The sequence below is a fragment of the Azospirillum formosense genome, from assembly GCF_013340925.1.
GTDB classification, from domain to species: Bacteria; Pseudomonadota; Alphaproteobacteria; order Azospirillales; family Azospirillaceae; genus Azospirillum; species Azospirillum formosense.
Genome location: NZ_WHOR01000179.1, coordinates 1 through 11,846 on the forward strand (window position 1 = coordinate 1; position 11,846 = coordinate 11,846).

Below are 11,846 nucleotides of genomic sequence, written 5' to 3' on the forward strand. Positions count from 1 at the left end.
GGCGTCGGCGGCGTCAGATGGTGATAAGCGACACCCCTATCAGCCCTCGGCGGCGGCCTTGGCGGCGGCCTCGGCCTTCAGACGCTCCTGCGCCTTGGCCTTCGGGGCGGACTTCTTCGGGGTCTCGCGGATTTCCGGCTTGGCGATCAGGCCGGCGTTCGCCAGGAACAGGGCGACGCGGTCCGTCGGCTGGCCGCCGACCGACAGCCAATGCTTGGCGCGCTCGGCGTCCAGGACGATGCGCTGCTCATGCTCGCGCGGCAGCATCGGGTTGTAGGTGCCGATCTTCTCGATGAAGCGGCCGTCGCGCGGGCTGCGGGCGTCGGCAACGACGATCGAGTAGAACGGGCGCTTCTTGGCGCCGCCACGGGCGAGACGGATCTTCAGGGACATGGGACAGTCGCTTCCTTGGTGTAGTCGCTTGACAGACGGTTGAAAATGATCGCGCTCATCGCGCGTTGCGGTCGCCGGGGATCAGTTCGGTCCCCGGAAATTCTTCGGCAGGAGGCTCTGCAGCCCGTGGCGCATCAGCCCCTTCTGCCCCAGCTTCTGCACCTGCTTCATCATGCCGCGCATGGTGTCGTACTGCTTGAGCAGCTTGTTCACCTCCTGCACGCTGGTGCCGGAGCCGGCGGCGATGCGCTTGCGGCGCGACGCCTTGATGAGCTCGGGGTGCTTGCGCTCCTTCTTCGTCATCGAGGAGATGATCGCCTCCTGGCGCTTGATCACCCCGTCGTCGATGTTCGCGTCCTTGAGCTGGTTCTTGATCTTGCCGATGCCCGGCAGCATGCCCATCAGGCCGGACATGCCGCCCATCTTGCGCAGCTGCTTGAGCTGGGAGGCCATGTCGTCGAGGTCGAAGCCCTGGCCCTTCTCCATCTTGCGGGCGAGCTTCTCGGCCTCTTCCTTGTCGATGGTCTCGGCGGCCTTCTCGACCAGCGACACCACGTCGCCCATGCCGAGGATGCGGCCGGCGATGCGGTCGGGGTGGAAAGCCTCCAGGGCGTCGATCTTCTCGCCCATGCCCAGCAGCTTGATCGGCTTGCCGGTGATCTGGCGCATCGACAGGGCGGCACCGCCGCGGGCGTCGCCGTCCACGCGGGTCAGCAGGATGCCGGTGATGCCGACCTTGTCGTTGAAGTTCGTGGCGACCGTCACCGCGTCCTGACCGGTCATGGCGTCGGCGACCAGCAGCGTTTCCGCCGGCTTGGTCGCGTCGCGCACGGCCGCGACCTCGGCCATCAACTCCTCGTCGATGGACAGGCGGCCAGCGGTGTCGAGCATGACCACGTCGTAGCCTTCGCGGCGGCCGGTCTCGATGGCGCGCCGCGCGATGGCGACGGGGTCCTGGCCGGGAACGATCGGCAGCGTGGCGACGCCGGTCTGCTCGCCCAGGACCTTCAGCTGCTCCTGGGCCGCCGGGCGGCGCACGTCCAGCGAGGCCATCAGGACCTTCTTGCGGTCCCGGTTCTTCAGGCGCAGCGCGATCTTGGCGGTGCTGGTGGTCTTGCCCGATCCCTGCAGGCCGACCATCAGGATCGGCACGGGAGCGGCGGCGTTGAGGTTGATCTCCTCGCCCTGCCCCAGCATCTCCACGAGGTTGTCGTGAACGATCTTGATGACCTGCTGGCCGGGGGTGATCGAGCGCAGGACCTCCTGGCCGATCGCGCGTTCCTTGACCTGGTTGACGAACTGCTTGACCACCGGCAGGGCGACGTCGGCCTCCAGCAGCGCCACGCGCACCTCGCGCAGCGCGGCGTTGACGTCCTCCTCGCTCAGCGCGCCGCGGCGGCGCAGCTTGTCGAAGATGTCGCCCAGGCGTCCGGTCAGGCCATCGAACATGGGTCAGCGGTCCTCAGTTTCGGTCTCCATCCGCTCGAACGCGATCGGCTCAAGCACAAACGAGCCAGTGCGCGAAACTCGCGGACTGGCGGAGGTCCCCGGCACGCAGGCCGATGGTACCCGGTCGATGGCTCGACGGATGCAGGTCGGCGGACCATACGCATCGCGGGGACCGGAGTCAACAACGCAGCGACGGCCCGCCCGCGCGGAGCCTCTTGCGCGACGGCGCGCAAAAGGTCACTGTTTCCATACACAATCAAGGGCTTTGACGCCCCGAGCCAGCGCCCGCGATAGAGCGCATTCGAGTCGTACTTGAATAAAGCGTTACCGATTGTTAACTTTTTCTTCGCGGCTCTCCTTTAGAGTGTGCCGCGACTCCAACCCAGGATTTCCCTGATGCCCCCCGCGCAAGGCTTCGGAACGAACACACCGCGCACGAAGCTGACGCAGAGTCAGCTGAACACGATCCTGCTCCGCCATCAGGCTTTCCGGAAAAGCCAGCCGGGCGGTGTGCGCGCGAACCTGAAGATGCGCGACCTGTCGCATCTGGACCTGTCCGGCATCGACCTGTCCGACGCCGACCTGTCCGGGGCGAAGCTGTTCAGCGCCCGGCTGACGCGGGCCAACCTGACCAACGCGAACCTCTACGCGGCCGACCTGCGGCTGGCGAACCTGGAGAAGGCCGATCTGCGCCGCGCCGACCTGCGCGGCGCCTGCCTGCGCGGCGCCGTGCTGTCGGAAGCCATGCTGGTGGAGGTGGACCTGCGCGATGGCACGCTGCTGCATTACACGCCGTCGGGCGAAATGATGCCGCACAACTTCGAGGATTCGGTCCTGACCTCGGAGCTGACGGCGGCGGTCATCCGCGGCGCCGACCTGTCGCGGGCCAAGGTGGCGAACGCCTTTGTCATGCAGACCGACCTGACCGACGCGATCCTGCGCGGCACGAAGTTCATGCGCGCGAACCTGACCAACTCCAACCTGACGGGCTGCGACCTGACCGACGCCGACCTGTCGGAGGCGAACCTGTCCGGCGCCCGGCTGTCCGGCGCGGTGATGACCAACTGCGCCATCGGGCGCGCCAACTTCACCAACGCCAACCTGATCGGCGCCATCCTCGACGCGGCCCAGCTCCGCTCGCCCAACCTGTCCGCCGCGGTGATGGCGAAGGTCCTGGAGAACCCGGACGACGACCTGCGCAACATCCTGACCCTGCACCTCTCCTGGATCGACAGCGGCGGCAAGGAGGGCAAGCGCGCCGACCTCTCGTCCCTCGACCTGTCGGGGCGCAACCTCGACGGCATCAACCTGTCGGCCGGCATCCTGCAGTGCATCACGCTGCGCGGCGCCTCGATGATGGGCACCTCGCTCGCCATCGCCGACCTGTCGCTGTCGGACCTGCGCAAGGTGAATTTCACAAAGGCCGACCTGCGCGGCGTCAATTTCGAGCGGGCGACCCTGACCGGCGCCAACCTGACCGAGGCGCAGCTCGGCCCCGTGCACATCCAGGGGTCGAGCAGCCACGTCTGGCGGGCCAACCTCCAGCGCGCCCGCATGGGCATGGCCGTGCTGAAGGACGCCGACCTGCGCAAGGTGAACCTGTCCGGCGCCAACCTTGCCGGAGCGGACCTGCGCGGCGCCAATCTGAGCGAGGCCGACCTGACCGGCACCGATCTGACCGGTGCGGACCTCGACGGCACGGTTCTGGACGGCACCAGCCTGACCGACGCCATCGGGATCGAGGAGATGACCGGGACCTGATCCTTTTCCGGATTCAGGGCCGCCGCTGCGTCCAGGGGCCGGTGCGGTAGGCCGTGCGGACGTGGTTGATCAGCAGGTTGCGGGCGTCGATCAGCTGGGCCATGCGGTCGCGGCAGGCGACCACCCCGGTGTCCGGATGATAGACCGGGGCCAGCTCGCGGAAGCGCTTCACCACCCGGTCCTCGTCGAAACACCATTCATTGACGAAGCCGAACATCTGCGCGGCGTCGCGCACCTGGGTCAGCTTGCCGTCCAGCGGGCGGAAGGACACCCGCTCCAGCGCGTGGGCCAGCGCCTTGTTGCGGTAGGTCAGCGTTTCCACCGCCCCTTCCAGCCGCCCGGCCTCTTCGGCGGGCATCAGCCGGCAGCCGGGTTCGGCCAGCGCCAGCGCCGCCGCCAGCGCTCGGCGGATCGCCGCGTCGCCGTGGCCCGGCGGCAGCCGCAACTCCAGCGCGGCCCGTTCCGCGTCGTCATCCGGGGCGCCGGGATCGGGCGTCCGCTCGGGCGCCAGCAGCAGCGCGGCGGCGGTGAGCGCGGAGAGGTCGGTGCCGCGCCGGGCGGCCAGACGGACCGCCGCGGCCGCGAAGGCGGGGGCGCAGGGAACCCGGTAGGGGATGGTGGGCGGAGCGCCGACGCTCCTGGCCGACGGGAAGAACCCGGCGTCCGCTTCGGTCAGCGCGGCGAAGGGATAGCCATCCGGAGCGGTCATGACGGGCACCAACGCGTCGTGCGTGTGGCGCGACTCTAACGCAATCTCCGGATTCCGCGCAACGGCCCACCCCGTCGCAGGAGGTGTAACGCGCAACGCGTCATCCCCTGCCTGTCCGCGCTAGCACAGCCGCGCTCACCCGGCCGGTCAGCGGTGCATCATCGCCGGTTTGGCCGGCAGCTTCTGCAGCATGTCCTCGATGTAGGCCTCGTCGCTCTTGCCCGACATGGCGGCGAAGCCCTTCAGCATCTGGCTGCCGAAGCTGAAGACTCCGGTCAGGTCGATCTTCCACGCTCCGCCCTCGCGCACGAAGTCGGCGGGAACCAGGGCCGGGCGGTTGTCGACCATCAGCAGGGCGGAGGCACGATCGCCGCGCACCCGCACCGGGCCGAGCCCGCTGCTGCCGATGACGTTGGGGCCGAGCCAGCCGTTCTTCATGCCGTGGTCGGCCAGCTCGCCGAGCGACATGCGGCGCAGATCCGCCGGGCTGACATAGCGGCGCAGGCCCATCGCGGCGAACTTCTCCGCCGGCTCCAGCTTGGCGAGGCCGGAGTCGTTGCCGCTGCGGGCGACGCCGCGCACCTGCTCCAGCTTGTCGACCGACGCGCGGGACAGCAGCGGCACGACCGCCGCGCCGCGTTTCTGCGCCAGGGCGGAGCGGGCGCTTTCGAAGACCGCCGCGACCTCCCGCTCCTCCGGGGAAGTGGGCGGCGGAGCGGCGAAGGCCGGTATGGAAAAACCGAGGAACAACAGCAGAAGAGCCAGGGCGCGCATGAACGGGTCCGTGTGGTGGCCGGCGTCAGACTTTCTCCTCGACTCCGAAGAAGGCGAGCTGCCAGCGCATCTCGTCGTCGGACATCGGGTAAAGGACGCCTTCCTTTGCCATAAGCGCGGTTTTTGGCGGAATCTGGGCGATGCGCAATTGCACCTGCCGGGCGAAGCGCATCGACAGGCCGCAGCGCCAGACCAGGGAGGTGACGGCGCGCGGGGCGTGGGTGCCGATGATGCGGTCGATGATCGGCATCGGAAGCTGCGCCAGCTCGCCCAGCCCGGCCAGGACGAAGGCCCGGTCGCCCTCCGCCAGCGCACCCTCCAGCAGCTTCTCCGTCAGCTTGCCTTCCTTGTTCAGCCTCGCCGCCTTGTCGGTCGGGCGTTCGGCCGCCTTGTCCTTGTCGCCCGGCGGATGGCCGAGCTCCTCCTCCCCGAAATCGACAAGGCCGCGGGCGACGCCGGGCCCACCGCCGCCGTTGCCGCCGGCCCCGCGGTTGACGCGCGCCCGCACACCCTCGGCCAGGGCGCGGGCGGTGGCGGGGTCGAGGTCGGTGCGCTCGCGCAGGACCTTCAGCAGGTTGTCGGCGACGAAGCTCGCCAGACGCGCCACGGCGCGGGCCGGCAGGCGCGGACGGCGCACCAGCGGGGCGTGCCAGGGCTCGTGCTGCGGCGCCTGGTCGAGGATGCGGTCCAGCGTCTCCTCGCGGATCTGGGCCGAGGGATTGGCGAGCAGAGCGGTCATCGCCGCCTCGTCGTCGGACCGCGCGATGGCGTCGGCGACGGAGGCCGAGATCTGCTTGCGTCCGGCGATCGCCGACAGGGCGCCGGCCACCGGACCGCGCATGATGATGTCGGCCAGATCCTCGTCGGTCAGGATCGGCGAGAATTGCAGGACCGGGGCACAGACCGACAGCTCCACGTCGCGGGCCAGCGTGTTGATGACGCCGTGGGGCGCGCCGGGCAGTTCCTTCAGCGCCTCCGACAGGATGCCGCGCACCTCCGTCGCCTGGTCGCGGGCCAGCGCCTCCAGGCACTCCAGCGTCAGCCGCTCGATCTGCGACGCCTGGTCGGCGGACAGGTCGGGCAGCAGCCGGGCGACCTTCTGGGCCAGGGCGCCGCGCACCGCGACCTCCCGGTCGGTGGCCAGCATCAGGTCGGCCTGCCGCGGCGTGCCGGCGTTGGTGGCGATGGCCTCGCGAACCTCCGCCGCGGTGTCGGCGGCCAGGAAGTAAAGCAGCTCCGGCCGGGTTTCGGGCGACGCGGCGACGCGGCGGCGCACCGCCGGGTCGGTGCTGCGCGCCATCTGCTTGGCAGCCTCGTAATCGGCGGGATCGAGAAGCTGGGGATCGCCGCAGGCGGTCATCGCGACGCCTCCGCCGCCACGGCGGTGTCCATGGGGACCGGGGCGACGGCGTAATGGCCCTTCCCGCGCTTCTTGGCGTCGTACATCGCCGAGTCGGCGCGGTCGGTCAGTTCCTGCAGGGTCTCGCGCCCCACCCGGTGGACGGCGATGCCGATGGACAGGCCCAGCGGCTTGTCCGGTCCGGCGGAGAGATGGCGCAGCGCGGCCATGCCGGCCAGCAGCCGCTCGGCGACCGCCACGGCCTGCGCCTCGTCGGTGCGGCCCAGCCACAGGACGAACTCGTCGCCGCCCAGCCGTCCCGGCAGGTCGCCGGGCCGGACACCGTTGGTCAGCAGCCCGCCGATGGCCATCAGCACGGCGTCGCCCTGCTGGTGGCCGTGCAGGTCGTTCACCGCCTTGAAATTGTCGAGGTCCACGTAGAGAAGCGCGGACGGCCCGGTGTCCGGGCGGCCGAGCACCTCGTCCAGACGCTCGAAGAAGGTGCGGCGGTTGAACAGGCCGGTCAGCCCGTCGCGCTCCGACAGGCGGCGCAGCCGCTCCTGATAGGCCAGATGCGCGTGGGCGATGCCGATGTGGTCGGCCACGCCGGACAGCAGCATCCGGTCCTCGTCGTCCCAGGGATCGGAGTCGTCGCCGCGCCAGATCACCACGGCGCCGTTGACGGCCTGACGGTGCTCCGTCCGGGCGGCCAGCAACCGGTTCGCGCCCAGGGTCAGCTCATGCGGCTCTTCGCTGCCGGCGATCTCCTCCAGAACGGGGCGCAACAGGTCGGACAGCAGTTCCTCCGGGATTTCCGCGGCGAAATCGGCGGCGGGACGCAGGGCGCCCGTTTCCGTCGCGCGGTAGATGCGGCAGCCGTCGGCGCCCAGCGCGCGGGCGGTTTCCACCGCGGCGACGTGCAGCGCCTTCTGGGCGTCGAGCTGGTCGCGCAGCGTGTGGACGATGTGGGCGAGCATCTTCTCGCGATTGCGCACCCGCGCCAGCTCGGCGGAGCGCAGCACCTGCTCCGTCGTTTCGCGGCAAACGCCGCGCGCCCCCATCCATTCGCCCTGCGGGCCGAACAGCGGCACCGCCGACACCACGAAACAGGCGGGCAGATCGTCCACCCGCTTCAGCCACAGCTCCGCCTGATCGACGGGGCGGCGGCTGTCGAACGGCAACGGCAGGTCTCCCCACTCGGTCACCGCCAGATCCTTGGGGTTGCGACCAATCAACGCATCGGAACTGTAGCCCAGCGCGCCCTTGGGCGTGACGAAGACGAATCGCCCGTCGCTGCCTGTTTCCCAGGCAAAATCGCTCGAAACCTCGACGAGATCCTTGTAGCGGCGGCGCGACTCGATCAGCGTCTGGCGGAGCTGCCGCTCCAGCGTGGCGTCGCGCCCCAGCAGAAGGATGTCCCCGTCGGGCAGCGGTGTGGCCGCCCATTCGACGATCATCACGCCACGCGGCAACTCCACCGGAAGGGAGCGCAGGCCCGGCGCGACGCTGCAGGTTGCCAGCCACCCCTGGATGTCCGCGAGCCAGCGTCCGCCGGCGGACAGCAGCTCGTCCGCGGCGGCGTTCGCGGCGGCAACCGCGTGAGCGGAATCCAACCGGATCGCCGGACCGGGGAAGGCGGCCAGGAGCGTGGGGGTAAGGATGGCGCCGGGCGGGTTGGCCGGCGGAACTTCGGACATTGGGTCTGCGGACACGGTGCGAACCTGAGACTGCGCGGGGCGGAGTATACCGGAAAAATGCGTTTCTTCGCCGAATCTTTCTTCAGGCGGTCCGGGCACCTGCCATACGCAACCACTCATTGAAAGCGCCGCCGCTCCGGAGCGGAAACGGGCCATGCTGCGAAGCGGCTTGCGGGCGGGCCGGCGAAACCCCATTGTTCAGGCCATGATGGCTTCCCTTCGCGACACCGGGGTCTGGATCTTCGACCTCGACAACACCCTCTATCCCGCCTCCTGCAACCTGTTCGCCCAGGTGGACCGGCGCATCGGCGATTTCATCGCCGGGCATTTCGGCATCACCTACGAGGAGGCGCGCGTCATGCAGAAGCGCTTCTTCCGGGAGCACGGGACGACGCTGCGCGGCCTGATGGTGGAGCACGACGTCGATCCGGTGCCCTTCCTGGACTATGTCCACGACATCGACGTCAGCCCGGTGGCCCCCTGCCCCGGCATGGCGGACGCGCTGAACCGGCTGCCGGGTCGCAAGATCATCTACACCAACGGCTCCGTCCGCCACGCCGAGAACGTGACGCGGCAACTGGGCATCGACGGCTGCTTCGAGGCCACCTTCGGCATCGTCGAGGCCGGCTATGTCCCCAAGCCCGACCCGCGCCCCTACGACATCCTGGTGAACCATTACGACATCGACCCCACCCGCGCCTGCATGGTGGAGGACATCGCCCGCAACCTCGTCCCCGCCCACGCCCTGGGCATGACCACGGTGTGGGTGCGCAGCGAGGCCGACTGGTCCCGCCCCGACGCGGGCGGAGTCGGCACCGGCAACCACATCGACCACACCGTCGACGATCTGCCGGCCTGGCTGGAGGAGGTCGCGGGCTGAGCGGCGCCCGCAAGGCTCCTCACACACTCCGTAGGAACCCTTTAAGAACAAGGCAACGTTGACAAGGCGGCGCGGCGCGGCCCATGTTCCGAACCCTCGAACAGACAGCCCAGCGAATGCCGCCATGAGCCACGCCAGCCTCGAATCCGCCGTCAACGCCGCGTGGGAAACCCGCGACACCCTGAATGTTTCGACCAAGGGCGCCGTCCGCGACGCCGTGGAGGAGGCCCTGTCCGGCCTCGACTCCGGCGACCTGCGCGTCGCGCAGAAGACGGACGCCGGCTGGGTCGTGAACCAGTGGCTGAAGAAGGCGGTCCTGCTGTCCTTCCGCCTGAACGCCAACGAGACGATCCCCGGCGCGCCGGGCGGCGCCTCCTGGTACGACAAGGTGCCGCCGAAGTTCGAAGGCTGGTCCGAGGCGCAGTTCCAGGCCGCCGGCTTCCGCGCCGTTCCGGGCGCGGTGGTCCGCCGCTCCGCCTACGTCGCGCCGAACGTCATCCTGATGCCCAGCTTCGTCAACGTCGGCGCCTATGTCGACAGCGGCACCATGGTGGACACCTGGGTCACCGTCGGTTCCTGCGCGCAGATCGGCAAGAACGTCCACCTGTCGGGCGGCGTCGGCATCGGCGGCGTGCTCGAGCCGCTCCAGGCCAACCCGGTCATCATCGAGGACGACTGCTTCGTCGGCGCCCGCTCCGAGGTGGTCGAGGGGGTGATCGTGGAGCGCGGCGCCGTGCTCTCCATGGGCGTCTTCATCAGCGCCTCGACCAAGATCATCGACCGCAACACCGGCGAGGTCTTCGTCGGCCGCGTTCCGGCCTACTCCGTCGTCGTGCCGGGCACCCTGCCGGGCAAGCCGCTGCCCGACGGCACGCCGGGTCCGGGCCTCTATTGCGCGGTGATCGTCAAGCGCGTGGACGAGCAGACCCGCGCCAAGACCTCCATCAACGACCTGCTGCGCGACTGACGCCGGGGAAGACGCCACGATGAGCACCGCCGCCGCCGCTCCCTCCTTCGACCCCTGCGATCCCGTCGCGGTGGCGCAGGCCCTGATCCGCTGCCCCAGCGTGACGCCCGAGGACGGCGGCGCTCTGGGTGTTCTGGAGGCGGCGCTGGCGCCGCTGGGCTTCGTCTGCCACCGCCTGCGGTTCGAGGAGGAGGGCACGGCGCCGGTGGACAACCTCTACGCCCGTCTGGGCAGGGAGGGGCCGAACTTCTGCTTCGCCGGGCACACCGACGTGGTGCCCCCCGGCGAGCTGAAGGGCTGGTCCCTCGATCCCTTCGCCGCGGAGATCCACAACGGCCGCCTCTACGGCCGGGGTGCGGTGGACATGAAGGGAGCCATCGCCGCCTTCGTCGCCGCCGCGGCCCGTCATGTGAAAGCTGGCGGCGCGCCCAAGGGCTCGATCAGCCTGCTCATCACCGGGGACGAGGAGGGGGTCGCCATCAACGGCACCCGCAAGGTGCTGGACTGGATGCAGGCCAAGGGTGAAAAGCTCGACGCCTGCGTGGTCGGGGAGCCGACCAACCCGAAGGCGCTGGGCGACATGATCAAGATCGGGCGGCGCGGCAGCATGACCGCCTTCCTGACCGTCCACGGCGCGCAGGGGCACGTCGCCTACCCGCATCTGGCCGACAACCCGCTGCCCCGGCTGGCCCGCATGCTGGCCGCCATCACGGCGGAGCCGCTGGACGCCGGCACCCCGCATTTCCAGCCGTCGAACCTGGAGCTGACGACCATCGACGTCGGCAACCCGGCGCACAACGTCATCCCGGCGCAGGGCAAGGCGACGCTGAACATCCGTTTCAACGACCTGCACACCGCCGACACGCTGCTGGCGTGGCTGCGCGAACGGCTCGACCGGGTGGGCGGCTCCTACGAGCTGGACCATTTCGTGTCGGGCGACAGTTTCCTCACCCCGCCCGGCCCGCTGACCGAGCTGGTGGCGGACGCCGCGGAGCGCGTCACCGGGCGCCGTCCCGAATACTCGACGACCGGCGGCACGTCGGACGCCCGCTTCATCAAGAATTTCTGCCCGGTGGTCGAGTTCGGCCTCGTCGGGCAGACGATGCACAAGGTGGACGAGCACACCGCGCTGGACGACCTGACCCGCCTGACCGACATTTACGGCGAGGTTTTGCGGAACGTCTTCGACCGGCTCGGTTGACCTAAGGCTTCCTCCGCCCGTTCCCACCACCCTCCGGTGACCGCAACATGCCGCTGACCGCCCGGGACGTCGCCTCCTCCGTCTTCGGCGCCTATCGTCTGGCCCGGTTCGACCCCACCGGATTGCAGCATCTGGACCGCACCCCCGAAGGGGCGTGGAAGTCCTTCTACGCCGCGGTGATCGTCGCCCCGGCCTGGACGCTGCTGCTGGCGATCCGGCTGTGGGGCCAGGTGCCGGACACGCCGCTGTTCCAGCTCGTGGTGGTGGAGGCCATCGCCTACGTCATCAGCTGGACGGCCTTCCCCGTGGTCATGCACGGGGTGAGCGGGTTGCTGGACCGGCAGAACCGCTACGTCGATTTCCTGTGCGCCTACAACTGGTCGTCGGTCGTGCAGATGGGCATCTATCTGCCGGTGGTGATCCTGGCCGCCACGGGGATTCTGCCCGGCCCGATCTCCGAAGGGCTGGTGTTCGGCATCATGCTGGCGATGCTGACCTACCAGTGGTTCGTCATGCGCACGGCGCTGGACATCTCCGGCGTCGCGGCGGCGGTCCTGGTCCTGCTCGACCTGTTCCTGTCGGCGCTGATCACCGATTTCGCCGACGGGCTCTTGTAGGGACCTTTTGCCCCCACCCCGGCCCTCCCCCGCTTCGCAGGGGAGGGTGCCCTCTGCGA

Annotated in this window: 11 protein-coding genes; 5 read left to right on the forward strand and 6 right to left on the reverse strand. The window is 69.6% G+C overall.

All coding sequences use genetic code 11. The annotated features are described in order from the left end of the window. Positions 1-39: 39 nt before the first annotated feature. Both rpsP and ffh read right to left on the reverse strand, forming a co-directional pair. Entirely contained in the window at positions 40-393 is a 354-nt protein-coding gene (gene rpsP, locus GBZ26_RS20250; RefSeq protein ID WP_014239325.1) for a 30S ribosomal protein S16, read from the reverse strand. A gap of 81 nt (positions 394-474) precedes the next feature. Further along, complete coding sequence (ffh, locus tag GBZ26_RS20255; RefSeq protein WP_038526052.1) at positions 475-1,842, reverse strand: signal recognition particle protein; 1,368 nt, start codon at positions 1,840-1,842, stop codon at positions 475-477. A gap of 396 nt (positions 1,843-2,238) precedes the next feature. On the opposite strand from ffh, the gene GBZ26_RS20260 reads away from it, so the two are divergent. After that, entirely contained in the window at positions 2,239-3,603 is a 1,365-nt protein-coding gene (locus tag GBZ26_RS20260) for a pentapeptide repeat-containing protein (RefSeq protein ID WP_174440387.1), read from the forward strand. 13 nt (positions 3,604-3,616) lie between these two features. Here the strand turns inward: GBZ26_RS20260 and GBZ26_RS20265 are convergent, their stop codons facing one another. From GBZ26_RS20265 to GBZ26_RS20280, 4 genes are all read right to left on the reverse strand, one after another. Next, positions 3,617-4,312 carry a hypothetical protein gene (locus GBZ26_RS20265; protein ID WP_174440388.1) on the reverse strand — a complete coding sequence of 232 codons (696 nt, stop codon included), beginning with the start codon at positions 4,310-4,312 and terminating at the stop codon, positions 3,617-3,619. Positions 4,313-4,459: 147 nt separating this feature from the next. Beyond that, positions 4,460-5,086 (reverse strand): hypothetical protein, encoded by a 627-nt coding sequence (locus GBZ26_RS20270; RefSeq protein ID WP_174440389.1) that lies wholly within the window; start codon positions 5,084-5,086, stop codon positions 4,460-4,462. A gap of 25 nt (positions 5,087-5,111) precedes the next feature. Then, the gene (locus tag GBZ26_RS20275; protein WP_174440390.1) at positions 5,112-6,446 is read right to left on the reverse strand and encodes a DUF2336 domain-containing protein; all 1,335 of its coding nucleotides are present in this window, start codon (positions 6,444-6,446) and stop codon (positions 5,112-5,114) included. Continuing rightward, positions 6,443-8,122 (reverse strand): sensor domain-containing diguanylate cyclase, encoded by a 1,680-nt coding sequence (locus tag GBZ26_RS20280; RefSeq protein ID WP_174440391.1) that lies wholly within the window; start codon positions 8,120-8,122, stop codon positions 6,443-6,445. Before GBZ26_RS20280 ends, GBZ26_RS20275 begins: the two co-directional genes overlap by 4 nt. 205 nt (positions 8,123-8,327) lie before the next feature. On the opposite strand from GBZ26_RS20280, the gene GBZ26_RS20285 reads away from it, so the two are divergent. The 4 genes from GBZ26_RS20285 (at position 8,328) to GBZ26_RS20300 (ending at position 11,787) form a co-directional block, all read left to right on the forward strand. Further along, positions 8,328-9,002, forward strand: coding sequence for a pyrimidine 5'-nucleotidase (locus tag GBZ26_RS20285; RefSeq protein ID WP_246653538.1), 675 nt, complete (start codon positions 8,328-8,330; stop codon positions 9,000-9,002). Between the two features lie 124 nt (positions 9,003-9,126). Then, positions 9,127-9,969: a 2,3,4,5-tetrahydropyridine-2,6-dicarboxylate N-succinyltransferase gene (gene dapD, locus GBZ26_RS20290; RefSeq protein ID WP_014239316.1), complete on the forward strand. Its 843-nt coding sequence runs from the start codon at positions 9,127-9,129 to the stop codon at positions 9,967-9,969. A 19-nt stretch (positions 9,970-9,988) separates the two neighbouring features. Then, positions 9,989-11,170, forward strand: a complete 1,182-nt coding sequence (gene dapE / locus GBZ26_RS20295; protein WP_174440393.1) for a succinyl-diaminopimelate desuccinylase — start codon at positions 9,989-9,991, stop codon at positions 11,168-11,170. Positions 11,171-11,217: 47 nt separating this feature from the next. Continuing rightward, positions 11,218-11,787 carry a hypothetical protein gene (locus GBZ26_RS20300; protein WP_174440394.1) on the forward strand — a complete coding sequence of 190 codons (570 nt, stop codon included), beginning with the start codon at positions 11,218-11,220 and terminating at the stop codon, positions 11,785-11,787. Positions 11,788-11,846: the final 59 nt, after the last annotated feature.